Raw genomic sequence first — 24,482 nt, 5'->3', positions numbered from 1 at the left:
ACCAAAATAATTGCTACTACCGAATGATCACTTCAGTAGTCTGTGTATCAATCTAGATAAAAGTTCTGCCGGCTGAAACGCCGAATAAAGCTATTATCTAGATCGACAAGTCTAAATACAAATTTACGGGCGTGAGAGTTACCTCTGACGCCCGTATATTTAGAAATCGAAAAACGACTTTTCTAAGCTAAAACACGTTAGTTCAAGGAGAAGGCACGGAGCTTACGGATGTAAGTGAGTACCTTCGACGTAGAAATCACGTGTTATAGCGACGAAAAATTACTTTTTGTCGTCTTTAACTTCTTCAAACTCCGCGTCTACCACGTCGTCGTCTTGCTTAGGTTGTTCACCAGCGTCAGCACCAGCTTGTTCAGCTTGAGCTTTCTGTTGAGCAATTTCCATTAGCTTTTGAGCTGCTTGCATAAGTTCTTGAACTTTAGCGTCGATAGCTTCTTTGTCGTTACCAGACTTAACTTCTTCTAGTGCCGTGATAGCCGCTTCGATTTTAGCTTTCTCGTCTGCAGGTAGAGCTTCACCAGCTTCTTCTACTTGCTTCTTAGTGCCGTGAATCATTTGGTCAGCTTGGTTACGTGCAGTTACTAGCTCTTCGAACTTTTTGTCCGCTTCTTTGTTAGCTTCTGCTTCTTGTACCATTGCTTCGATCTCTTCCTCAGACAGGCCGCCTGATGCTTGGATAGTGATCTTCTGCTCTTTACCCGTCGCTTTATCTTTAGCAGATACGTTCAGGATACCATCAGCATCTAGGTCGAATGTTACTTCGATTTGTGGCATGCCACGTGGTGCTGGTTGGATACCTTCTAGGTTGAACTGACCAAGAGACTTGTTGTAAGTCGCTTGCTTACGCTCACCTTGAAGAACGTGGATAGTTACTGCGTTTTGGTTGTCTTCAGCTGTAGAGAACACTTGATCCGCTTTAGTAGGGATAGTTGTGTTTTTCTCGATAAGCTTAGTCATCACGCCGCCCATCGTTTCGATACCGAAAGATAGAGGAGTAACGTCTAGTAGTAGAACGTCTTTAACGTCACCAGCTAGTACACCACCTTGAACAGCAGCACCCATCGCAACAGCTTCGTCAGGGTTCACGTCTTTACGTGGCTCTTTACCGAAGAATTCAGTTACTTTAGCTTGAACCATAGGCATACGAGTTTGACCACCAACTAGGATAACGTCAGTGATTTCGCCTACAGATAGGTCAGCATCTGCTAGAGCAACTTTTAGTGGCTCAAGAGAACGTTGAACTAGGTCTTCAACTAGAGACTCAAGCTTCGCACGAGTCACTTTGATGTTCATGTGCTTAGGACCAGTCGCATCAGCAGTAACGTAAGGTAGGTTTACGTCAGTTTGAGTAGTAGAAGAAAGCTCGATTTTCGCTTTTTCTGCTGCTTCTTTAACACGCTGCATTGCTAGTGGATCAGCTTTAAGGTCGATACCTTGCTCTTTCTTGAACTCATCTACTAGGTAGTTGATCATGCGGTTATCGAAATCTTCACCACCAAGGTGAGTGTCACCGTTAGTTGAAAGAACTTCGAAAGTCTTCTCGCCTTCTACTTCATCGATTTCGATGATAGAGATATCGAATGTACCACCACCAAGGTCGTATACAGCGATAGTGCGATCACCACCTTGCTTATCTAGGCCGTAAGCTAGAGCAGCAGCAGTTGGTTCGTTGATGATACGTTTAACATCTAGACCTGCGATACGGCCAGCATCTTTAGTTGCTTGACGTTGAGCATCGTTGAAGTAAGCAGGAACAGTAACAACTGCGCCAGTTACTTCTTCGCCTAGGAAGTCTTCAGCTGTTTTCTTCATTTTCTTAAGAACTTCAGCAGATACTTGAGGAGCAGCCATTTTTTGGCCTTGCGCTTCAACCCATGCATCACCGTTATCAGCTTTAACAATGTTAAAAGGCATGATTTCGATATCGCGTTGAACTTCTTCATCTTCAAAACGACGACCGATTAGACGCTTAATTGCGTATAGCGTGTTTTGAGGGTTAGTAACTGCTTGACGTTTCGCAGGTTGACCAACTAGCGTCTCGCCGTCAGTGTATGCGATTACCGATGCTGTTGTGCGTTCGCCTTCAGCATTTTCTAGTACGCGTGGTTTGTCGCCGTCTAAAACAGCAACACAAGAGTTAGTAGTACCTAAATCAATACCAATGATTCGACCCATCAGGCTATCTCCGAAATATAATCTATATTAGTTTTTGCTATACCCACATATGTGGGGGGCGGTAATCAGGGATTCAACCCTAATACACAAAATTTAAGTGCAAATGTAATTTGCTTTCGTATGCACCATAGATAAGGGCTCACGAAGCCTTTTCAAGGGTGAAAAGGGATTTTTTTACATTTATTTTAATAAAAGGAATGATTAGGCACGAATACATATCATTACCGCCTATATAAGTCCCATAACTGGGTTTATTCACCCTCTACTATCCTTTTTTGTAGCAAAGTCTTATTTCTGTAAACTGACTCTCAAAGAGGCTCCCCTCACACAGCAATTCAGACTGCACTATCGTTTGTTGAGTAAAAATAGATAAGGTGACCTTCTCACTCAATAAAAAACGGAGCCACTTGGGCTCCGTTTATCTACTCAGGGTTTCAGCTCAGATTAAATCTATAGCGGAAAGAATCTCTGAATTAAGCTTCTGCTTTTTGTAACTCAGCTTCTTCATTAGCTTCAACGCCAATTTCGTTTTCAGATTTAGCAACGATAGTGTTCACCGCTGTATCACCAACTACGTTTGAAGAAGTACAGAACATGTCACAGATACGGTCAACAGCAGCAACGATTGCTAGACCTTCTGGTGGTAAACCTAGTTGGTGCAATAGAACACCTACCATCACAACACCGCCACCAGGAACACCACCAGCACCGATAGACAATAGCAGGATAGTTAGACCTAGAGTGAAGATATCAGCAGTGTTGATTGGCTGACCAAACGCGTTTGCTACGAACATAGTTGCTAGCGCGATGTAGATAGATACACCAGACATGTTCATTGTTGCACCTAGTGGTACACCGAAACCCGCTACTGACTTAGATACGTTTAGTTTGTCAGTTAGAGTGCGCATTGTTACTGGGATTGTTGCATTCGAACTTGCTGTAGATAGTGAGAATAGAACTTGCTCACGAGTTGCACGTAGGAACTGCTTTGGAGAAATACCTGTGAATGAACCCACCATCATTGGGTAGAAGAAGAAAATCCAGAACACAAGCATTGCAACCACAAGTGCCACATAGCCAGCAACTGACATTAGCGTGTCTGCATCCAGTGTTGCGCCCAGTTGAATCATCAGAGCAAATACACCGTAAGGCGCCAAGCTCATTACTAGGCCGATAAGCTTCATCATGATTTCGTTAGCCATCTTGAATGTCTTGATAGCTGGACCACCACGAGAATCAAGCGCTTGAATAGCAAGACCTGTCAAAATTGCCATGAAGATGATTTGTAGCATATCGCCGCTTGCGAAAGCTTCTACAGGGTTGCTAGGAACGATGTTAACAACAAGAGAGAAGATGTCTGGCGTTTCAGTTGTTGTAAGCGCAATTGTCTCAGAAACCGTACCGGCTAAATTCGCACCTGCACCTGGTTGGAAAATAAGACCAATCGTTAGCGCTGCTGAAATCGCGATGATGGTGTTAATAATGTAAAGACCAAAGGTTTTACCACCAAGACGACCAAATGAACGAATATCTTTTAGCTCAACAATACCGCAAACAATAGATACGTATACAAGAGGAACTACAAGCAATTTGATAAGTGATACGAACATACCACCAGCACCTTCGGCAGCACCAAGTAGATACGTATCAAAAATAGCAATACCGCTGAATAGGTACTGAATAGCAGTACCAATAAGTAGACCGGCGAACAAGCCTACAAAAATTTTACTTGAGAGCGATTTATCCATCGTTCTTCTCCAGTTTGTTGTGTTTAAAATTTATACTTTTATAGTTATATATGCGACCAAAATCGCTATATGGCAGTGGATTTTACATACAAAGATAACAATTAAAAGTATTTATTTACAAAAACATCACAAATGTGACATCAAAACATTTACTCAATCACAACAAGTTTCATAACACAAAACTCTAAATCGATGATCTGAATGAAATAAAAAGAACGACATTCTTAATGCGGTTTTGATGCTTATTTACGTGGGCTCTCAGGCTATAGACATAAAAAAAGAGAGGCATATGCCTCTCTTTTCATTTCACGTAAACCAGTGATTTATTTTGCCGCCACGACTTATTCAGTCAATGCGCCAGTCAATCAGTTGGTAACGTAATAAGTCATTACTTAGCAACCATAACCATCGCTGGGCGAACCACACGACCGTTTAGTTCGTAGCCTTTTTGCATCACAAACATAACCGTGTTTGATTCATGATCTGGGCTTTCTTGGATAGACATTGCTTGGTGGAATTCAGGGTTGAACGCTTCACCTTCAGGGTTGATCTCTTTAAGACCAAACTTAGCAACTGTATCTACGAACGTCTTGTGCGTTAGCTCAACACCTTCAAACAGTGGCTTAACCACTTCGTTTTCAGCGTCTGCCGCTTGCATTGCACGCTCTAGGTTGTCGATTACAGGAAGTAGACCTTCAGCAAACTTGTTCAAAGCGAATTTACGCGCTTTATCAATTTCTTGTTCGCTACGGCGACGCATGTTTTCAACTTCAGCTTTCGCGCGAAGAACAGAATCTTGCTGCTCTTTCACTTTAGATTCGCTAGAAAGCAGTGCAGCTTCCAGTTGAGCGATTTTTGCTTCCTGCTCATCAGCAGCGTCTTCATTCAGCTCAGCTTCTTCAACTTTCTCAGCTTCAGCGATGATCTGATCTAGCTCTTCTTCGGTTACTTTGTTTTCTTCGTTGCTCATGATATCTCCAGAATTCGTTTTCAATGCAAGTGACAGGCGTGTTTGCGCCCCAAATTGATATAAAACACTCGCATAGACGTTCAACTTGCCTTTATTATGGGGATGAAGAATTTTGATTCAAGCCTAATTCGTTTGGAAACGTTATGAAAAAGCCATTTGAAGTCATCGCCATTATTGGTAAACCTCGAGATCAGCAAGCAATTCAGACTCATAGAGAGCTCTATCAGTGGTTAAGTGCTGAGGGTTATCAAGTGTTTGTTGATGACAGACTCGCCACTATTTTAGACGACATCCCAAAAGAACATTTTTCTAGCCTGATTGAATTAGGTAAACGCGCCGATCTCGCCATTGTGGTCGGTGGCGACGGAAATATGCTCGGTGCCGCTCGAATCTTGTCACGTTTCGACATTTCAGTGATTGGTGTTAACCGAGGCAACCTTGGTTTCCTAACCGATCTCAACCCTGAAAACTTCCAGAGTGCGCTTACTGATGTTCTCAAAGGCGAGTTCATGGAAGAGGAACGCTTCCTGCTTGAAACGGAAATTCACCGTCACGGCCAAATAAAAAGCCATAATGCAGCACTAAACGAAGCGGTACTTCACCCAGGTCAAGTTGCACACATGATCGAGTTTGAAGTCTATATCGACGACAGCTTCGCTTTCTCGCAGCGTTCTGATGGTTTAATCGTGTCGACGCCAACAGGTTCTACCGCCTACTCACTTTCTGGTGGCGGCCCTATCCTGTCATCAAGCCTAAATGCGATCTCACTAGTACCAATGTTCCCACACACCCTTTCAAGTCGACCACTTGTGGTGGATGGCAAGCGTCGTATCAAGCTGATCGTATCGCCTGATAACCGCGGAACTCAGGAAGTGAGCTGTGATGGTCAAATCTCGCTGCCTGTTTCCCCTGGCGATGAGATCCACATTTACCAAAGCCCAAATGTACTCAAACTGATCCATCCTAAGGACTACAATTACTACCACGTTCTACGTAACAAACTAGGCTGGTCGAGTAAGCTGTTCTAAGTAAAAGTGAATAATTTTGAAAGGCTGACGACATTCGTCAGCCTTTTTTATTGCCGATTAAAAGCCCACCATCTCGTCTTTACGCCAATCCACCACATCGTCATTCCCAAGAGGAAGGAACGACCGAGTTGGGAATCTATAGCGGTTTCAGTGGTCTACAGACAAGCTTAATTCTGAGAGCTGTCGCAAAAAATTTTCACCTGCCGACTTTACTGTATAAAGAAACAGTATATACTGAGCTTATATACAGTATTGTTCAGTTATACAGGTAAATAAAAATGCTGGCTCATTTAAGTGTTAATAATTTCGCTATTGTTAAGTCTTTACAGCTAGAACTCTCTAAAGGCATGACAACAATCACCGGTGAAACTGGTGCGGGTAAATCTATCGCTATCGATGCTTTAGGCTTGTGCCTTGGAGGAAGATCCGATGCAGGAATGGTTCGACAAGGTGAAGAAAAAACCGAAGTCAGTGCCGCTTTTTTACTTGAGAACAATCTGCATGCAACCCGCTGGTTAGAAGACAACGAATTGCTTGATGGCAGTGAGTGCATCCTGCGCAGAACCATCTCAAAAGAAGGTCGTTCTCGTGCATTCATCAACGGTAGCCCTGTCCCTCTTTCACAATTGAAATCGCTAGGGCAACTATTGATCAACATTCATGGTCAACATGCGCATCACCAGTTGATGAAAAGCGATTACCAAATGGCCATGCTTGATCAATACGCAGGCCACTTGAACCTATTGAAATCAACACGTAATGCTTACCAAGCGTGGCGACAAGCGGATAACCACTTAAAAGAGTTACGTGAAAATAGCCAGCAAAACCAAGCTCAAAAACAACTTCTTGAATACCAAATCAAAGAGTTAAATGAGCTGTCTATTGGGGAGGAAGAATATGAAGACCTCGAACAAGAGCATAAGCGCCTCTCCAATAGCGGAGAACTGGCCACAACCTGTCAGCAAGCTATCGAGCTTATTTATGAAGGCGAAGAAGTTAATGCGCTTGGTATTCTGCAATCGGCCAATAACTCCTTAATTCAGTTAGCTGAGCTCGATGAAAGATTGGCCGAGTTACCGAACTTGCTTTCTGAAGCCATTATTCAGATTGAAGAAACCAACAACGAGTTAAGAACATACCTAGACAGCATTGATGTTGATCCCGGTCGTATGGCTTACGTTGAAGAACGCTTCTCAAAAGTGATGTCAATGTCTCGTAAACACCACGTGTTGCCAGAAGAGCTATATAAGCACCATCAAGATTTATTAGAACAAGTTGAAGCACTTGATTGCTCAGATGAAAAGTTGGAAGAATTAGCCAGCGAGGTAGAAAACCAATACCAATCGTTCGTGGCTAAATCAGAGAAGCTTCATAAATCTAGAACTCGTTACGCAAAAGAGCTCAACAAGCTGATCACGCAAAGCATGCACGAACTGAGCATGGAAAAAGCGCAGTTTGCCATTGAAGTGAACAACACCAACACACACCCTTCTCCATTGGGTATGGATAACGTGACCTTCATTGTTTCGACCAACCCAGGCCAGCCAATGCAGCCGATTGCGAAAGTGGCCTCTGGTGGTGAGTTATCACGAATCTCACTAGCGATTCAAGTAATCACAGCGCAAAAAGTGGATACACCAAGCCTGATTTTCGATGAAGTCGATGTGGGTATCAGTGGACCAACCGCTGCGGTTGTCGGAAAAATGCTTCGCAAGCTGGGCGAATCTACACAGGTGATGTGTGTGACTCACTTACCTCAAGTGGCAGGTTGCGGTCACCAACAGCTGTTTGTAGCGAAAAACACGAAATCGGGCAAAACAGAGACTCAAATGCACACGCTTGATGAGCAACAACGTGTTTCAGAGCTTGCTCGACTGCTTGGTGGCAGCCAAATTACCGAATCGACGCTTGCCAACGCAAAAGAGCTATTAATCGCAGCTTAGGTTACATATTCAGCAACTTTCTGATAATTTACCGAAAAGTCTTGGCAATTTTGCAACTTAATTCAAAATTGCCAGTCATAACAAGCTCAAAGCGCAAGGAGCTTTTTACTTCTTGCTGGAGCTTGTTTATTATCAGGCAGTATTTTAGCGAAGAAAGATCTCAAACTATGCGAATTAAAAAGTGGTTAGTTGCAGTTCCACTTGCACTAACAATGTTGACCGGTTGCTCTCTATTAGAGAAGTTGGTTTATCGAATTGACATCAATCAGGGTAACTATGTTGAACAAGAAGCTGTCGACCAGCTCAAGTTTGGCATGACAAAAACACAAGTTCGTTACGTTATGGGCTCACCTATGCTTATCGAAAATGGCTACCCAGATACGTGGTACTACATTTACCACCACCAGAAAGGTCACAACGACCCTATTCAGAAAAACCTTGTCGTAAACTTTGATGCTACGGGCACTCTAGTAACGATCAATGGTGATTTTGAAGCCAGTGATGAGTTCTTCGAAAGCCTTCGCTAGCTTTCCAGTCAACAAAACCCTCAGCCGATAAAGCTATCAGTCGACAAAGCAAGAATCGCAAAATCCTGCTCATATGAGCAGGCTTTTTAACATCTGCTAACAAATTAGCTGCTGTGTCTAACTAACAGGCACAAAAAAGCTCGCAGATGCGAGCTCTCTTCTAACTTAAATTTGTTTAGCATTACGATTTAGCTGCGGCCGCTTTTGCTTGTTCAGCACGCTTGCGACGAATCTCTTTTGGATCTGCCAATAGCGCACGGTAGATTTCGATACGGTCTTTATCACGAACCGTCGCATCAAGCTTCACGTTACGGCTGAATACACCAACCTTATTTTTCGCTAAGTCGATCTCTGGATACAATTCCAAAACACCAGACTGCGCAATGATCTCTTCAACGGTTGCGTGCTTGTTCACTACCAAAGTAAACACACGCTGTTCATGCGGAAGTGCAAACACAACCTCTACGTGGATCATATCCGATTCAATAGTCATGGCTTAGTAAACCTGTTTCGCGCGTTGAGTAAAAGCACTGACCATATTACTCGTCAGCTCATTGAAAATTTTACCAAATGCCATTTCAATCATTCGGCTAGAGAACTCAAACTCTAGCTTAAGTTCAACCTTACAAGCTTGCTCATCAAGCGGAGTAAAGTACCAACCACCCTGCAGCTTCTTGAACGGGCCGTCCACCAGCTCCATCAAAATCTCTGCACCATCCGCTAAACGGTTCGATGTAGTAAATGTTTTGCTGATACCAGCTTTAGAGACATCAACCGAAGCCACCATAGTTGAATCTGAAGATTCGATCACACGTGAACCAGAACACCCTGGCAAAAACTCATGATAACGAGCAACATCATTGACCAAGCTGAACATCTGGTCGGCACTAAACGACACTAATGCTGAACGAGTAACCTTTGGCATATAGACTCCTGTTAAAGACAGCGTTACATTAACACAAACTGCAATTTTAATTGTATTGGGCCAGAGCGCAAATAAAAAGGATTCCCCAACTAGGGCGCAATCCGTATAATGAGGCCATTATGGCAAAGAATAAATCAAAATCAAAAGCCGGTAGTAATACCATTGCGCTTAACAAGAAAGCTCGCCACGAATATTTCATCGATGATGAGATAGAAGCGGGGCTTGAGCTACAAGGCTGGGAAGTAAAATCCCTACGTGAAGGCAAAACCAATATCGCAGAAAGCTACGTTTACATCCGAGATGGCGAAGCATTCATCAGTGGTATGACGATTACTCCGCTAACTCAAGCGAGTACTCATATCGTGGCGAACCCAACACGTATTCGTAAACTCCTTATGTCGAGAAAAGAACTCGACAACCTTATCGGTCGTATTAACCGTGAAGGCATGACACTTGTCGCAACCGCACTTTACTGGTCTCGCTCTTGGGCGAAGATTAAAGTTGGCGTTGCGAAAGGTAAAAAGCTGCACGATAAACGTACTGATATGAAAGAAAAAGATTGGGCGAGAGATAAAGCACGAATTATGAAGAGTAATTTGCGTTAATTTTAAGCACTTAAACGCACAGTGCTAGACAGGGTAAGCTTTTCTGGTACTATGCAAATAACACTTGGGGCTGATTTAGGATTCGACAGGAATTTTGAAGTCTGAGGTGCATGCCGTGGGGCGGTTGGCCACGTTAAAAGCCGCAAAAAAATAGTCGCAAACGACGAAAACTACGCACTAGCAGCTTAATAACCTGCTCAGAGCTCTCTTACCCTAGCTTCCGCTCGTAAGACGGGGACCAATAAGAGATCAAACCCAAACTAGCTAGCGCGGATTCTCCCACCTGAGAGGAAAAGCGCGAATAACAATTCAGGTTAGCCTTTAACTAGCGTGTCGGTTCGCAGGTTGCTGGTGAAATTAAAGATCGACTAAGCATGTAGTACCAATGATGAATGATTTTTGGACGCGGGTTCAACTCCCGCCAGCTCCACCAAACGTTTGGTTCATGAGATGTCATGAATCCTCAAAAACCCGCATTCCCTCAAGGAATTGCGGGTTTTTTGTGTCTATACTATTCCATAACATTTCATAACATCTCTCAAACTTGGCACCAAAAGTGACACCAAGAAAAGAGCCAGTTTGAATCTTGGTGTTATTTATGCGATGAGGGATAGATTATGGCAAAACTCGTAAAGCCTCTTACAGACACAGAAATTAGAAACTCAAAACCGAAAGTTAAAGAGTATGTTCTGTACGATGGTAATAATCTCACTTTATCGATTAGACCTTCAGGAAAAAAAGTGTGGTTGTATACGTACAAACGACCGTTCACTAAAAAACGCACAAAGATCACCATTGGTCAGTATCCTACCATCACTCTCGCACAAGCAAGAAACAAACGTGAAGACTTTAACTCACTACTTTCATTAGATATTGACCCACTCGAACACAGACATGACCAGCAGCGTAAGGGAATTGAAGAGGCTGAAAACACACTTAAGTCTATAGCGAAGAAATGGATAGCAGTTAAAACATCTGAGGTTTCTAAAGATTATGCAAACGACATCTGGCGCTCACTAGAATTACATATATTCCCTGCTATCGGCAGTATGCCAATTGCGCGTCTTAAAGCTACTCACGCAATTTCCGCAATCAAGCCCATAGCTGCAAAAGGGAACTTAGAAACAGTCAAACGGGTATGCCAACGCATTAATGAGGTAATGTTTTACGCTGTCAATACAGGCGTAATTGAAGCAAACCCTTTAGCCAAAATCAGTGCTGCGTTTGCATCCCCCAAAAAGAAAAACATGCCTTCTATAAAGCCAGAAGAATTACCCTCCTTCATGCGTGCCCTCTCTCGAGCAAGTATTAGCCATATAACTAGATGTATGATTGAGTGGCAGCTTCACACAATTACTAGGCCGAATGAAACGGCTGGTGCTCGGTGGGAGGAAATTGATTGGGACGAAAAGCTTTGGAAAATCCCAGCTTCACGGATGAAAGGTAAGGAAAGTAAAAAGCGTGAGCATTACATTCCGCTCACACTGCAAACTTTAAACCTACTCTCTGAGTTAAAAGAAATTAGTGGCCATAGAGAATTTATTTTCCCAGGGGATAGAAATCCTAACACCCATGCTAATAGTCAAACAGCCAATCAAGCGATAAAGAGAATGGGCTATGGGGGGATTTTGGTATCTCATGGACTTCGCTCAATTGCAAGTACAACCCTGAATGAGCAAGGGTTTGATCCTTTTGTAATTGAGTCCGCATTAGCACATGTCGACCCAAATGAGGTGCGAAGGGCCTACAATAGGGCTACTTACTTAGAAAAGCGCAGAGAGCTAATGGCTTGGTGGAGCCAGCATATAGACAAGGCTTTGTATTCACCTCGCCACTAAAGAATGAAAGGTTCGAAGTACTCAAGAGGGGTTGTAGATATATAGCCTTCCAGGCTCCAATTTGAGGTTTAACAATAACTGACAAATAACTCTAGCTCATTTCAGCCCTATTCAGTGCTAGCAACTAGGAAGAAATCCTTCTCAGTTGCTTTCCAACTCATAAGAATTCCTCGCAGTTGAACTGTTGTCAAATTTGCAATACTTGCCTGAGCGATGAAAAAGTTCAGTTGTTGCTGATTATGCAACAGCTACCGCCAGCCCCAATTGTGCAACAGCTTGTTGTACAATTTTCCTAAAACACTTCTGCTCTTTCCATTTAGAGTGGTTGCTCGTAACAATTCGAAATCATGCTGATTGACCTGCTTTTTCTAGTACCTGTATTATATGCACTAAGTAGCTGCTCACTTTGTGGCTATTCACTCTATTGATTTAGTTCATTGTTATGAGGGAAAATTAGTGCATATATGTAAGTTAACAGTTAAGAATTACAGATCTCTTAAAGATTTTTCTATCAAATTAAAACCAGCTACTTTAATTATTGGTGAAAACAACATAGGAAAAACTAACCTGTTGAGTGCCTTATCGCTAATACTAAATAATGAAATTGTTAGCTATAAGAATAGAGGTTTATCTTTAGTTGATTTTAATTATGATACATTGCAAGAATTTAAGAAGTCGGTAGCTAATGTTGCTATAAATCCAGAGGACATTAATTTCCCTTCAATTATAATTGAATCAACGTTTACTGACTTCCAAAGTGATGATGAAGAGGCTTTAGTTAGTGAATGGTACGAAGATGAGACCCACAAAACTGCAACATTAAAGTACGAATTTTACTGTAATCTGCGAAATAAGGAAAAGTGGGTTAAAAGTGTTAGAGAGTCTCTTCCTGAACTTAATGATAAATTAGAGCAGGAAGAGCAAGTAAAACTCTATCAATTAAGAACAGATAGCGTTGAACTACCAGTTCAAGATTACAAATATAAAATTGAAGCTGGATTAGGTAGAGTCAAACCTGATAGTTTTCAGCTTGCTCCTATTAAAATAGATTTTCTTGATGCACTAAGAGATGCTAAAACTGAATTGTCATCTTCTAGAGAAAATAGACTTTTGTATAGAATATTAAATAATCGGAATGATGATGAATATATTGATATAAAATCAAGTGCAGATAATCTTAATAAGTCCATAAATGCTGACGAAAATGCTCTATCTACAATAAAAGGTAACATTACTGAACTTTTAGAGGTACTTTCATTAGAAACAGAAACAAACAAGAACAATATTAATTTCAGCTTCTCAAATCTTAATCTAAGTGAACTTCTAAAAAAAATCAGTCTAGAATATGGTGACAAACCAATAACTATTGAAAATAATGGTTTAGGTAGAAACAATCTATTGTATATGGCACTTGTTTTATCCCATATACAAAGTAAAGCAGATACACCAGATTTTCGTCTTGTAGCAATTGAAGAACCAGAAGCTCACATAAGTCCAATTTTACAAAAGCATTTTGCCGAAAGTGTTACTAGTGATGGATTTTTTAATGACAAGTCGAATAGACAAATAATTCTAACCAGTCACTCAACTCATATATCATCGTACTTAGATTTAGAAAGTACCGTTGTGATTTTTAACAATAATGGAAAGCTTGACTCTCATTACCTCCTTGATGGTATAGCTAATAATGCTGTCGGCAAACGAACAAAAAACTATTTAAAAAAATGGTTGAATGCTACAAATTCAATCATGTTTTTAAGCAGGCGGGTGATTTTTGTTGAGGGTATTGCTGAGCAGATACTCATCCCAAAGTTTTTTGAAATACACTTTGGTTTTAAACCAGAAAAAATGAACTGCCAAATTGTTAACGTCAACGGAGTTGCGTTTAGAAATTTTCTAGAAATTGTAAGTAATGGATATTTCATTAAATCGACTGTGATAACAGATAGCGACTCAGAAAAGAAGACCAAAGATCGAGCTATAAAACTTAAAAAAGATTTTGACAGTGAGCACATTAAAGTCTGTATTTCACAGGAAACAACCTTTGAAAAAGACCTAATATCAGCGAATTCAACCGGTGTTGGTAGAACTAAAATTAAGAATGCAATTAAAAACACGCGTCCTAATAAGTATAAAGAACCTGAAGTTGAAGCAAAATTTAAACGAAAGCTCGTAACCCAAGATATTTTTGAATTGATTGATGAGCATAAGTCTGAATTTTCATTTGATTTATTGAGTGAACTGGAGGGAAATAATGACTTCACTATCCCTCCTTATATCATCGATGCCTTTGATTTTATAGCAGGAGACATTAAATGATATCCGTTACTTATGCTGGAGCTGGTGGAGGTAAGACAACTAGTATGGTCAAATCTATCATCGAGAAAGTACCTGACTTAAATGATCATAGATTTTTATGTATAATTACATATACAAATGATGCTACAAAAAGTATTAAAAATAAGCTTTCAGAAGAAATTCAACTTCCTCCAAATATCTTTGTTGGCACTATTCACAGTTTTTTGTTTCGGTTTATCTTCAAACCTCATTTCTCTAATGGTTCTGATTATTCAATAGTTTCTGGCCTGCCTAAGAAAGAAGATGAGATATCTAAGTACATAGAATGGGCCAAACGTACTATAGAAGACCCAGTTCATCGTGAACGAGTGATAACTAAAAAGTGGAATACCCACAAAGATAAAATCTACAAAGCACTCGATGATTCGAATTTGATCACTAATGATCTACTAGTAAAGAAGTCCAAAGAGTTAGTATCAAAATCTCGAGTTCGTAATGCTTTATCTAGAAAGCTACAATTTATATTTGTAGACGAGTATCAAGATACATATAAATGGTTGCACGAGATTTTTCTTAATATATATCGCGGGGGGAGAACTGAACTGCACGCTATTGGAGACCCCAATCAATCTATCTATGGCTTTTCATACGGAAGTTCAGAAAATGGTGCTCAAAGACCAAAATCATTCAAAGATTTCCCAATATGTCAATTGAAAAACTCTTGTAATAGGTATACTGAGAAAGATATAAACTACCGATCCTCTACAGAAATAGTAACTTTAGCTAATACATACAATAGATCATTTCAGCAAAAATCTGATCGCGGATCTTTTAGCCCTATTTTCGCAATTGAAACGAATAAGACAGCTCAGATACTTCAATTATTTCATGAAAGAAGAAGATTATTAGCACTATCTGGAAGCATTTTTTTTCTGTCAACAAATAACAAATCCTTGTTACCTTATGAAGAAAGCCTTAAAAATAAATTAGAGAATAAAGACAGGAAGTGTATTCGTACATTCGAAAAATGTATAGCTCAATATGTTGGTCTTAGTATTACCAGTATTTGTTCTGAAAATAACATTTCTCGTATTCAATTTAGATCTTTAGCTATTACTTTGAGTAAAGAGATTGACGTTGATCTAGAAAAAATAAAATTGGTTTTTAAGTCAAAGTTTGGTGAAAACTTAACCTACGTGAAGCAAACTTTAGGAGAACCATCTATACAGATTCAGCATGATGATGTGAATTCAAGAGTTTTAACTATTCATAAAAGTAAAGGGTTGGAAGCCGAATCTGTTCTACTTCTATTTAAAACAAACAACCATATAAAAAAATCATTCAACCAGAAAACACTCATGGAATCTGCAACTGATGATGATTTGCGACTGGTTTATGTCGCAATCACTCGTGCTAAAAAATTACTAGTTATAGCCTGCAAGGAAAAAATATCTGAAGAGTCGAGAAGGATATTAGAACAGCATAACATTCAATTTATCGATTGAGCTGATAAAAGACCAACTTCGTATGACTTTACAACTTATCCAAAGCAGTCGGCTTTAAACGTCAACTCTAACGCGCTTTTGTCCAACACTGAGCTTACTACACCAGTCATTGCGACAACTTAAATGAGATTAATTATCATTTAAGTTGTCTTTCTATGCCATCCATGTCATAATATAAGTTATGCAGAAGCAACTACTACCTTCATCTGCCTCCCTTACCTTTATCAGCATTCCACCTATATCAAATTACAGCTAGCTTTTTGCATCCGAGCTGGGCGTTTGTACGCATTTACGAAGGAGATTTTTATGAAAAAAAGATGGTAACTACAAACCTGAAAAAGGTATGGCAACTGAAAGTTAATAATAAAATTATATTCTATAAGGAGTTAAATATGGCTACTAGTGAAACAAATAACCCAACGATAGATGAACTGCTTATGACATATCAAGCTCTATATGACATAGGGCTGATAGATGAAAATCTTAGAAAAGAGACTAATATATTGAAAGTGATACAGAAGTTTAATTGCACTTTCAAGGATGAGGCATGGGCATTAAATGATTACCTCTCCGTTAATTGTTGTAGTTCAGCTCTAGAGGAGGCTGAAAGTGGAAATATTGATAATGCCAATGACATATTAGTTGGAGGAGTGTCGGAAGGGATTGAATTGTTCATGTCTCACTTAGTTAGTGCGAAAGAGTTCAATGAAAGAAAAGAACTTTTAGTTTGTGCGAGAGACTTATATTTAAAAGGGAATCATTGTGCAGCAGTTCCATTGCTACTAATCGCATTGGATGGCATATCAAATGATATTATGAATTTAGGCTTATTCGCACAAAATTCGAACCTTGAAGTTTGGGATTCGTTGACTCAATACGATGAAGCTCTGTCATATATCCAAAAGAATTTTCTTACCAAGAATCGTACCCAGAAAAATCTAGAAGAGATTAACCAACCATATAGAAATGGAATTTTACATGGTAGAGATGTGAACTTTGCAAACCCTCTAGTATCTGCAAAATGTTGGAACGTACTATTTGTATTACGCACTTGGTATCGAGATAAAAAAGATGAATCTTACAAACAAGATTTGTATCAAAAACGTGCACTCCAGAAAAGTGAAAACGACAATTTTGCTTATTATTTAGACAAATTCTACCAGCAGAATAAACTAACTTCTGAAAGAGATAATTTTGACGTATTGAATGTTGCAACTAAATTTCTTGAAGGATGGAAGCATTGTCAATGGGGAAAAATTGTCCCACTCACGTCTCATCTTGTTGGTAAGCACAGAGGAAAAGCGGCTGGCGAAGTCAAAGATGCTTACCATTTATTTTCGCTAGAAAACTACAAGATAGTAAACATCTCACACGACACACCAAGTAGTGCAGTCACCAAGTGTGAATTGTCCGTAAGCCAAGACAGTGAAGTCTCGCTACATAATATATCTCTCAAGTTAAACTATTCCAATGGAGACTTATTGCCATTGCCAGCAGGGCATCCTGAAGGTAAATGGGGCATTTTGGAAAATTCACTTTCTGAGATTTTATCTCAACGAGTATAACAAGGTCGTCAAACATGCGCTAAGGGAGCATGGACTATCAATAATACACGCCGAAGATTGCAAGTTAGACCGTTGCAACAGGAAGGTATCGTAATAACCACTCTAAGGTTTCGGCTGACTCTTCCTAATATGAATTGTGTGATTGAAAGCTCACATTCAACTCATTTATATCCCAATACGTCTTTCCTCTCTCTGTATGGACTTAGTTGAAAAAGTCTATCTGTGTCGTGTCTTCGCGATATGCTTGTGATGAGTATACAAAGTCAATTGGATTTCCATACAGCAAAAAGTCATTGATTTTCAAAGGTGCTACAGACAGGAATCTTTCCTCACCGTGCGTAAATAGTTGCTGTCTTAACTCCATTAGTAAACGCCCCAGAGCATTGACTCCTACATAGACGTCGCCATCAACTGGTTTAGCTCCCCAAAATTCATCTTTGTTAGAAAGCTCTACAATTGGCATATCTTGAGTTTCTTTCAAAATATTAGAGAAACGCTCCATATTTTGAGCAAGCTTGACTCTGAGCACCCACTTCATAACTAGAATCCGAACTTCGTCCCAGTCTCTCCTAGTTTTATCTAGGTGAGGTTTACCAACCATTTTTGCGGTCATAGGACTATTTTGTTCTAAAATTTTCTGTTGAATATCTGGATGATAAGGGAACCTACATGCCTGATATAAAGCCTCAACACTTTTAATAGAAACGTTATTGACAACAATGGGGAAGCCAGCGCACATATTTGATAGCTCTCCCCACTGCTCTGTTGTCTTTTTAAAAGCAGCAGCATTTCTAATGTCATACTGCTTTAACTCTTCTTTCATTACTAATCTCTATACGTGGTTCTTTGTAATAAAGGGTACCATTTGCTGAATGGATGATACTCGGGTGCCTCAGGATCTCCCCACCAAAACGCTAATGGGTTGTTATTCGGACAATTTCTGAATGTAAAAACCGCAGAGCCAAAGCCAAAAGTCCGATAAGTATCATACCCTAGCGGCTTAACTACAGCGCTATTAGTTCTTGGGAACCCTACAATCTTAATCCCATATTTTAACATGATCTTTTCGTACTGCTCCCGTCTATCAGAAGAGAACACTTTGTTCTCGTGGACAGTAACCTCTCTATATGTAAAGTTTGGCCTTTTTTCCTCCACATAAGCTTGAACAGTAGTATCGTCTAGTACATTTTCTGTTGGCCAAAATCTTTCGGAAGAGTTGCGGTATCTAAGGCGGTTTTCAAGAGTACATTCTTCGTAACGATAAAACTCTAACGCAATATTCCTATCTGCGAATAGTTCCTTCAATCTACACTCTGTTGAGTATTGTCCTGATGTGTAGTAACCAAGAGTTACAATATTAAGCTTACAATCTCTCGGGCTTTCTCTTTCAAACCAATCACTTAAATCACTATAGAGTCGATTTCCAGAGAAAATAAAATCGTCTATATAAAAATAATTTAATGACCGATTATTAATAATGCTGCCTACTTGATACTTATCTTGTAGGATATTGGAAAAGATGTCGTTGAGTTCACTTTGACTATTTCCATTAAGTTGAATTTGCAAAAGCGACGCATTTTGCCAAAAATCGCGCGGGTTCCCTCCATGGATCTTATCAAAGTCAATGACTGTGGATACAAGCTCAGTAAACTTATCTCTTGTGATGTACTGATTCTGCAATACATGAAGCGTCTCTTCTAAAACTAGTTGGCGCTCACACTCATCAAATTGCTCAACCCAGCGATTAACATGTGCTGCGTCATTATTGCCATAACAATTATCAGCATAACCTAGAATGATTTGAGAAATTGCCTCACAAAGCTGATTATGTTCCATTTCAATACCTTATGTTGAACTAACTATTGATGGAATAAATAACACGGAATGTATGTGAGCGCATAGATACTAGTCACATATCAATAATTCAATCCATCCAAAAGACAAAACATTAGTATTTATATATTAGAAATTCAGTACTCGTTGGCTTTAAAGTTTTAATAATATCTGTGATAGAAGGAAACGATTAAAACTAGTTTATATAGCTTCTCGTTTTCAACGAATTATCTCAGGTTGAGTCCATTTCCCTTGGCGTACCTCAATAAGTGACTGATATTCAAAAATTTCATGATTTTCAAGATACTCCAATGCTAAGAGCTTCTGTTTATTAGAACTCATACAGCGAGCAAGAGTTAACATTCTCTGATCATCTGTAAACTCTTTCTCGCAAGCTAGAGAACCGCTCAGCAAATCAATTTCCTCCCTATTCACATACCAATGGCATGATCCTTTATGCCTAGACCCTGCGACATACGAAGCAGAACGATCCATACCAGAGGTATAATAGACAAACACGTCACCATAAACAGTAGTGCCTTGACTACCGTATACAGTAGAGGCATACGCCTGTGCCAAATACAGTCGCCCCTTCTCATTGCAATACTCTGACCGATTAAAGATAACCTTACGCCCATCATTGCAGCGCACTGTAAAGCGAATATCCTTATCGTGTTGCTCAATCCTTTCGATAATGCCCTGCTCACCGTTGGTGAAGTTTCGGTGGTAGTCATTACGAGTAAAACGGACTCTCTCACCACGAGAAAACTGAAACCGCATAACCTTATTACTGATCGCGCAGTCGACCTCAATATTCTCCTGCCCCACTTTACCCTCTGCTTGATAAACCTGACGTACTAACTCATTCAGTTGTTTCACATCACGCCAGCGTTGAGCCAGAATCATGGCGTGCTTATCTGAGTTTTTCTGTCGGAACTGTTGCCAATGTTGCACAAGTTGTTCGCGAGTGGACTGGCTGTTGTCGGCAAAGTGAATCAAACCACGTTTTTGATGTGCCATTAAGGCACTCGTGGCGTCACCAGTCCTCAACTGTCGAACCGCTTCACGTGCCCATGGCTCGGACTGGCGCCTAATGGTTTCGATCCGTGCACACCCCTGAATTTGGGATAAGAATCGAAGACTCCCGCTGTGGGTAATGGCATCCATCTGTTGCTGTTCACCAACCAATATCAGTTTCCCTTCAGATTCCTCCACTGCTGTCATTAGACAAAGCAAATCTTGTGTTGCAAGTTGTCCAGCTTCATCAACAACTAAAACAGTGTTCGCTAGTGATGTTCGATTACGCTCCAACTCATCAAGCAGTTTAGCGAGGGTACCTGACTTTATCTCTGTTTCAGCTTCGAGTTGAAGAGCAGCCTGCTTCGCTACTGTGGCACCACGCACAAAAAAACCAGCAGCCTCATAGGCTAGCCTGACCGCTTGCATGGCAGAAGACTTCCCAGCCCCAGCAGCCCCCTGCAGAATATCAATCCCTGACTGACAAACATTGAACACCCCCTCAGCCTGCTCTTCTGAAAGCGTAAACCCCTGTTCAATTGCCTGTCTATCAATTGCTTCAATTATTGCCTTTTCGGAAAGCTGATACTGGCCTTGACTCTGGAGTCGGCCTGCTCTTTGCAACATTTTTCGTTCTAAGGCAATCATTGCCGGAGTAGAAAACAGTTCATTGTTCGCCTCATCACGCCCAAGGTAAACCACAGCTTTTTGCTTAACAAGGTACTGAACAGCCCCTTCAATAGATTGCTGATCTGTATGTTGCCACTGGGCCTCCATAGCGACTGTGGCATAAAGATCCTGCAACCGGAAAACGGACTGCTTCTCAACGACCTTTTCAGTAATAGTTAACAAAGGCAACGGTGATGGTACAAACTCTGAATATTCCTCTCGCAGACCTACCAGATGTTCAACTTTGAAGCCCAACCCATCCAAAACACTTGCCCACTCACGAAAAAGATCTGACCTATCAATCTTCTGCTTATATTTTCTCGTTGTGAGCTTAATTTTATCCCCCACTTTAGTCGCACTACTATTCACACTCAGTGCATCAAGTGCATCTTCTATAGCTTCCGCTCGTTTCGAGAAAAATTCACAAATTGATTTAGGTATGCCTTTCACTTCAAAGTGTGCCTCTCCATCAGGATGTTCAATAGAAAAACCTAGCTCTCGCAACTTACTTGCGAGTGTTGCTCGATATACAGCACCAGCGGCTTTCTGCCATAAGAACAAGTACCGAGATTCCAGCGTCCCCCAGCTACCGTCGCCTCTGGGAGCTACGTTTGCAACTAGGCAATGAGTATGAAGCTGTGGGTCTTGGGCTCTACTTGTTGAGTGTTCAAATAAGGAGGCTACGAGCCCAATAACTTGCTCTTTCTGCCACCCTGCATGGCCTCTTCTAGTTATCGCAGCATGTTGCTCTAAAAAACTAAGTGCATGATGAACAGCGTTTAACTGAGCAGCCTGAATTTGCTGGCGGAGTTTTGGCTGTGATCGAGCCCAAAGAACTGAAACTGATTTTGGGGAGGAAAAAGTTAGATCCCAGCCAGCACGATGCTTTTCACCAGGAGACTCGCAAAGAGGCTTACCATTGGGGGCATAACCAAGAAACACCTTACGGTAGTCATCCGTGTTTACTTGGCCTTGCAAACCTAATAGCCGAGCCCCCAATCCAGACCAGACACCCACAGGTTCCCCCCCTGATAAATAGTAATCCTTTACGGCTAAATCACTGTAGTAATCCAGGTTATTAATAGCGTTCATCGACAGCATGATGCCTTCTCCTGCGCAGCTGTTCGCGCCGACTTGATGCTACCTCTAAGGTCGCTTTGGAAGGCGGTTTCTTACTTAGCCAAGCGGCTGGGCAATGCTCAAGGGCTTGTATAGGAAGAGACGCTATAGGCCAAAGCAACCGATAAACACCTAACCAGCCAGGAATCAGTAAAAAGCCCTCTACGCCTCTTCGGCTAGCCTGAGGCAAATGTACCAAGTCAGAAACAGTAATGAGCGGCAGCGTCTCACGATGCCAATTTAAAACGGGATGATCTTGCGGCCCGGCACTACTGGTTGGCCGTTCGACTTCACGTTCACCAAACGCCTTAGCGGTATAGCTGGCAGTCTCGCCCGCAGAGCCGACACGCATGGAGATGAACATAGTGAACATATTAAGCAATGAGTCAGCGCCATTTTCTGAATAAATCTGTTTAAGCTGAGAGATTGATTGAGTACCAGCAACAATACGGCACCCCTTCGAACGCCCCAAGCACATCCACTCATATAAAGAATCGTTTCGGGGTAAGTTTGCCAGTTCATCCAAGAACAGCCAAAGCTCACGCGTAGTTGTATTAGTTTGTGAAAGAATGTTTGAAGTCATCAAAGCAATGAGCGCATTTGCTAGCGGTGCACCAACGTCTTTAAAACGCTTGTCGGCCTGTACAATGATCACTGACTTTTGCATGCTTGGTTGAGCTGTCCACTCTGTAATAGAGAAGCCATCTTGGTACGCTCTTGGCCAGGCATCGGCTAGCGTATAAATCCAACCCAACGAACCTAGTAATTGAGCAAAAAAGCTCTGCGTTGTCTTACTGTTCTCGGCAATGAATCTTGCAGAACGAGGGTGATGTTTAGCTAGTTTCTCGTGTAGATCGACTTCATCGAGTGACAGTATGTCGGCTAACTCTGACCAACCCCATTGCTTTTGGGTGTGGTTTAGAACTTCGATCATTCCCGCTAGAATCATTCGAGAACCATTAGACCACAACGGATCGCTGGAATCAGGAATCAAGCGTTCAGCGATCAACTGAGCCTGAGGCGCGTTACTCGCATCGGCACTAATGTTCCAGGCCTGGCTGCGCTCGTCCCAAGGTGCAACCAACAGGCAGCTCTTCGAGTCATAGAATAGGGCCGTAAACTCGCGCTTCTCATCATAAATAAAGGCACGCTCTCCGCGTTCAATCACTTGTTGGATAAGAGGCGTAATCACTACGGTTTTACCTGTTCCTTGGGCACCACCAATAAAGACGTTACCGCTCTCTCTCACACGAGAAATAGTAATATCTGGATGTAGCTTCAACCCCAGTTGCGGATGATCGCGCCGTTCTCTGCTTAGCTGTCTTTGGGCATGCTTGATCGCATTACGTTTCCAGTAAAGCTGTGGGCCTGAAATATGACGTAGTCTGTCACGACCGCCTGGAAAGTAGAAACAACGCCCACCACCAAAGGCCAATAGCAGTGAGACAGCCAGAGCGAGTCCTGTGTGGACTACAAAATGCCACTCAAAGTTATGCTCAGCGATCCATTGCCAATAGTTATGACCATGTTGAAAATGATTGTGAAAGAGGTATTCGGCTACTATCTGTTTCCAGTGAGGCCAATGCTGACTGAAATGTCCCCATGAAGAGCCTATATGCCATGAGAAATAGAGCAAAATGACTAAACTGAGGAAAAAGACCATAAATGAAGCCAGTACAATAACGAACCAAGGCTGACTCCGAAAACTTGGGGGGTGTTGATCATTCATTACCAATTTACTCCCAGCTGCCTCAACTGATGCAGAGCCTGCTCTCGTTCACTGGATTGTAGCCCCACCACTGCACATAACATCTCAAATGTAGTTTCGCGTTGGCGCTGCTCTAGGTTCAACAGTTGTTGTTGTATTTGCTGCTGTGCTTGGAGCTGTACCCAGGCTTGGCGGATCACATCGGCTATCGTACAGCCTTGTCGTTCTGCTTCTTGTTGTAGCTTTAAGTATTCTTGAAGCGGAAACCGCGCTGTAACTGCCTTACTCATATTTATTTTAGACATTTTGAAATCCATGAAATCACTATTTAAAACATAGGGTTGAAATAAGCCCACACACATCGACGGTGCAGGCTTGAAATCAGGTTAGAGCACCTTGCTCTGTGGTATTTGAAGGATTTCATTTATTATCGATTTCACCAATGGTGAGTGGGGTCTGATATCCCCCAAGCTCTGGAATGGCTGCATCTCGATAAAGATCAATGACCAACTCTGAAAAGGAAGGGATTTCGTTCGTGAGTGAGCGCTGTTTACCTTCGTAAAACAGCTCAAAAATCTCACTCAATGAATTGCTTACATCTGCTTCGTTGAGCTGAATTTTAAGACAGTGCTCTACAGCACAAAAAGATCGTGCCAACAACTGAGCAACCTCGTGATAATTGTGCTCAGCTATCTGTTTTAGTGATTCGACATGTCTATCTAGCAGAATAGACTTAATGAGCTTTTCATTTTTATACTTCCACATTATTCTCTTCCTCATTGTTGCTTCGCGATTCAATCCAATCCTCTATAACTCTGCTCTTCCACCCAACAGCTCGGGCCCCTAGCCCTAGTTTAAATGGCCGTGGTAACGCGCCAGATTTTTGCATTCTCCATAGGGTAGAGGCGCTGACACCCAGTATTTGTCTCAGTTCTGCAGGTCTAATTATTCGATTCATATCTCAGATACTCTCTCTGTCTCTTAACGTTGC

Annotated in this window: 20 protein-coding genes and 1 other RNA gene; 9 read left to right on the top strand and 12 right to left on the bottom strand. The window is 41.4% G+C overall.

The features are described 5' to 3' along the window. Nucleotides 1-279 precede the first annotated feature (279 nt). The 3 genes from dnaK to grpE all read right to left on the bottom strand — a co-directional run bounded on the left by dnaK (nt 280) and on the right by grpE (nt 4,911). On the bottom strand, nt 280-2,193 hold the full coding sequence (gene dnaK, locus CWO13_RS19005; RefSeq protein WP_019823919.1) for a molecular chaperone DnaK: 1,914 nt from the start codon (nt 2,191-2,193) through the stop codon (nt 280-282). Nucleotides 2,194-2,666: 473 nt separating this feature from the next. Further along, entirely contained in the window at nt 2,667-3,941 is a 1,275-nt protein-coding gene (locus tag CWO13_RS19000) for a dicarboxylate/amino acid:cation symporter (RefSeq protein ID WP_019823920.1), read from the bottom strand. A 388-nt stretch (nt 3,942-4,329) separates the two neighbouring features. Next, on the bottom strand, nt 4,330-4,911 hold the full coding sequence (grpE, locus tag CWO13_RS18995; RefSeq protein WP_019823922.1) for a nucleotide exchange factor GrpE: 582 nt from the start codon (nt 4,909-4,911) through the stop codon (nt 4,330-4,332). Between the two features lie 143 nt (nt 4,912-5,054). On the opposite strand from grpE, the gene nadK reads away from it, so the two are divergent. From nadK to bamE, 3 genes are all read left to right on the top strand, one after another. Then, nucleotides 5,055-5,939, top strand: coding sequence for an NAD(+) kinase (nadK, locus tag CWO13_RS18990; protein WP_017066747.1), 885 nt, complete (start codon nt 5,055-5,057; stop codon nt 5,937-5,939). A gap of 278 nt (nt 5,940-6,217) precedes the next feature. Continuing rightward, nucleotides 6,218-7,882, top strand: coding sequence for a DNA repair protein RecN (gene recN / locus CWO13_RS18985; RefSeq protein ID WP_107899052.1), 1,665 nt, complete (start codon nt 6,218-6,220; stop codon nt 7,880-7,882). A 167-nt stretch (nt 7,883-8,049) separates the two neighbouring features. Further along, nucleotides 8,050-8,409, top strand: a complete 360-nt coding sequence (gene bamE, locus CWO13_RS18980) for an outer membrane protein assembly factor BamE (RefSeq protein ID WP_009848326.1) — start codon at nt 8,050-8,052, stop codon at nt 8,407-8,409. Between the two features lie 181 nt (nt 8,410-8,590). Here the strand turns inward: bamE and CWO13_RS18975 are convergent, their stop codons facing one another. Further along, nucleotides 8,591-8,902: an RnfH family protein gene (locus CWO13_RS18975; protein WP_009848325.1), complete on the bottom strand. Its 312-nt coding sequence runs from the start codon at nt 8,900-8,902 to the stop codon at nt 8,591-8,593. A 3-nt stretch (nt 8,903-8,905) separates the two neighbouring features. After that, the gene (locus CWO13_RS18970; RefSeq protein ID WP_017106599.1) at nt 8,906-9,334 is read right to left on the bottom strand and encodes an SRPBCC family protein; all 429 of its coding nucleotides are present in this window, start codon (nt 9,332-9,334) and stop codon (nt 8,906-8,908) included. A gap of 119 nt (nt 9,335-9,453) precedes the next feature. Here CWO13_RS18970 and smpB point away from each other — a divergent pair, with 119 nt between their 5' ends. The 6 genes from smpB (at nt 9,454) to CWO13_RS18940 (ending at nt 17,145) form a co-directional block, all read left to right on the top strand. Beyond that, nucleotides 9,454-9,939 carry an SsrA-binding protein SmpB gene (smpB, locus tag CWO13_RS18965; RefSeq protein WP_004735156.1) on the top strand — a complete coding sequence of 162 codons (486 nt, stop codon included), beginning with the start codon at nt 9,454-9,456 and terminating at the stop codon, nt 9,937-9,939. A gap of 66 nt (nt 9,940-10,005) precedes the next feature. Continuing rightward, nucleotides 10,006-10,372, top strand: a transfer-messenger RNA (tmRNA) gene (gene ssrA, locus CWO13_RS18960). A gap of 184 nt (nt 10,373-10,556) precedes the next feature. After that, nucleotides 10,557-11,777: an integrase domain-containing protein gene (locus tag CWO13_RS18955; protein ID WP_108083393.1), complete on the top strand. Its 1,221-nt coding sequence runs from the start codon at nt 10,557-10,559 to the stop codon at nt 11,775-11,777. A gap of 408 nt (nt 11,778-12,185) precedes the next feature. Then, nucleotides 12,186-14,096, top strand: coding sequence for an ATP-dependent nuclease (locus CWO13_RS18950; protein WP_108083392.1), 1,911 nt, complete (start codon nt 12,186-12,188; stop codon nt 14,094-14,096). Beyond that, nucleotides 14,093-15,580, top strand: a complete 1,488-nt coding sequence (locus CWO13_RS18945) for a UvrD-helicase domain-containing protein (RefSeq protein ID WP_108083391.1) — start codon at nt 14,093-14,095, stop codon at nt 15,578-15,580. Before CWO13_RS18950 ends, CWO13_RS18945 begins: the two co-directional genes overlap by 4 nt. Before the next feature lie 392 nt (nt 15,581-15,972). Then, complete coding sequence (locus CWO13_RS18940) at nt 15,973-17,145, top strand: hypothetical protein (RefSeq protein ID WP_146164386.1); 1,173 nt, start codon at nt 15,973-15,975, stop codon at nt 17,143-17,145. 202 nt (nt 17,146-17,347) lie between these two features. On the opposite strand, the gene CWO13_RS18935 is transcribed toward CWO13_RS18940, so the two are convergent. From CWO13_RS18935 to CWO13_RS18905, 7 genes are all read right to left on the bottom strand, one after another. Beyond that, a complete protein-coding gene (locus CWO13_RS18935) occupies nt 17,348-17,968 on the bottom strand; it encodes an NADAR family protein (protein ID WP_108083389.1) in 621 nt (206 codons plus the stop codon). A 2-nt stretch (nt 17,969-17,970) separates the two neighbouring features. Next, nucleotides 17,971-18,981, bottom strand: coding sequence for a phosphoribosyltransferase-like protein (locus CWO13_RS18930; RefSeq protein ID WP_108083388.1), 1,011 nt, complete (start codon nt 18,979-18,981; stop codon nt 17,971-17,973). Nucleotides 18,982-19,197: 216 nt separating this feature from the next. Further along, on the bottom strand, nt 19,198-21,765 hold the full coding sequence (mobF, locus tag CWO13_RS18925; protein WP_108083387.1) for a MobF family relaxase: 2,568 nt from the start codon (nt 21,763-21,765) through the stop codon (nt 19,198-19,200). Further along, a complete protein-coding gene (locus tag CWO13_RS18920) occupies nt 21,743-23,512 on the bottom strand; it encodes a type IV secretion system DNA-binding domain-containing protein (RefSeq protein ID WP_108083386.1) in 1,770 nt (589 codons plus the stop codon). Before CWO13_RS18920 ends, mobF begins: the two co-directional genes overlap by 23 nt. Continuing rightward, nucleotides 23,512-23,781, bottom strand: a complete 270-nt coding sequence (locus tag CWO13_RS18915) for a hypothetical protein (protein WP_146164385.1) — start codon at nt 23,779-23,781, stop codon at nt 23,512-23,514. Before CWO13_RS18915 ends, CWO13_RS18920 begins: the two co-directional genes overlap by 1 nt. 130 nt (nt 23,782-23,911) lie before the next feature. Then, nucleotides 23,912-24,289: a hypothetical protein gene (locus CWO13_RS18910; RefSeq protein WP_181359929.1), complete on the bottom strand. Its 378-nt coding sequence runs from the start codon at nt 24,287-24,289 to the stop codon at nt 23,912-23,914. Continuing rightward, nucleotides 24,243-24,449: a helix-turn-helix transcriptional regulator gene (locus CWO13_RS18905; RefSeq protein ID WP_108083383.1), complete on the bottom strand. Its 207-nt coding sequence runs from the start codon at nt 24,447-24,449 to the stop codon at nt 24,243-24,245. The genes CWO13_RS18910 and CWO13_RS18905 overlap by 47 nt, the downstream gene beginning before the upstream one ends. Between the last annotated feature and the right edge of the window lie 33 nt (nt 24,450-24,482).

This window comes from Vibrio sp. ZF 223 (assembly GCF_003050585.1).
GTDB classification, from domain to species: Bacteria; Pseudomonadota; Gammaproteobacteria; order Enterobacterales; family Vibrionaceae; genus Vibrio; species Vibrio crassostreae.
This window is presented reverse-complemented; position numbering and strand designations above follow the sequence as displayed.

Excerpts from the sequence above, each read along its gene's own strand:
- dnaK (WP_019823919.1), bottom strand. The coding sequence starts at position 2,193 with ATGGGTCGAATCATTGGTATTGATTTAGGTACTACTAACTCTTGTGTT.
- CWO13_RS19000 (WP_019823920.1), bottom strand. The coding sequence starts at position 3,941 with ATGGATAAATCGCTCTCAAGTAAAATTTTTGTAGGCTTGTTCGCCGGT.
- grpE (WP_019823922.1), bottom strand. The coding sequence starts at position 4,911 with ATGAGCAACGAAGAAAACAAAGTAACCGAAGAAGAGCTAGATCAGATC.
- nadK (WP_017066747.1), top strand. The coding sequence starts at position 5,055 with ATGAAAAAGCCATTTGAAGTCATCGCCATTATTGGTAAACCTCGAGAT.
- recN (WP_107899052.1), top strand. The coding sequence starts at position 6,218 with ATGCTGGCTCATTTAAGTGTTAATAATTTCGCTATTGTTAAGTCTTTA.
- bamE (WP_009848326.1), top strand. The coding sequence starts at position 8,050 with ATGCGAATTAAAAAGTGGTTAGTTGCAGTTCCACTTGCACTAACAATG.
- CWO13_RS18975 (WP_009848325.1), bottom strand. The coding sequence starts at position 8,902 with ATGACTATTGAATCGGATATGATCCACGTAGAGGTTGTGTTTGCACTT.
- CWO13_RS18970 (WP_017106599.1), bottom strand. The coding sequence starts at position 9,334 with ATGCCAAAGGTTACTCGTTCAGCATTAGTGTCGTTTAGTGCCGACCAG.
- smpB (WP_004735156.1), top strand. The coding sequence starts at position 9,454 with ATGGCAAAGAATAAATCAAAATCAAAAGCCGGTAGTAATACCATTGCG.
- CWO13_RS18955 (WP_108083393.1), top strand. The coding sequence starts at position 10,557 with ATGGCAAAACTCGTAAAGCCTCTTACAGACACAGAAATTAGAAACTCA.
- CWO13_RS18945 (WP_108083391.1), top strand. The coding sequence starts at position 14,093 with ATGATATCCGTTACTTATGCTGGAGCTGGTGGAGGTAAGACAACTAGT.
- CWO13_RS18940 (WP_146164386.1), top strand. The coding sequence starts at position 15,973 with ATGGCTACTAGTGAAACAAATAACCCAACGATAGATGAACTGCTTATG.
- CWO13_RS18935 (WP_108083389.1), bottom strand. The coding sequence starts at position 17,968 with ATGAAAGAAGAGTTAAAGCAGTATGACATTAGAAATGCTGCTGCTTTT.
- CWO13_RS18930 (WP_108083388.1), bottom strand. The coding sequence starts at position 18,981 with ATGGAACATAATCAGCTTTGTGAGGCAATTTCTCAAATCATTCTAGGT.
- mobF (WP_108083387.1), bottom strand. The coding sequence starts at position 21,765 with ATGCTGTCGATGAACGCTATTAATAACCTGGATTACTACAGTGATTTA.
- CWO13_RS18920 (WP_108083386.1), bottom strand. The coding sequence starts at position 23,512 with ATGAATGATCAACACCCCCCAAGTTTTCGGAGTCAGCCTTGGTTCGTT.
- CWO13_RS18915 (WP_146164385.1), bottom strand. The coding sequence starts at position 23,781 with ATGAGTAAGGCAGTTACAGCGCGGTTTCCGCTTCAAGAATACTTAAAG.
- CWO13_RS18905 (WP_108083383.1), bottom strand. The coding sequence starts at position 24,449 with ATGAATCGAATAATTAGACCTGCAGAACTGAGACAAATACTGGGTGTC.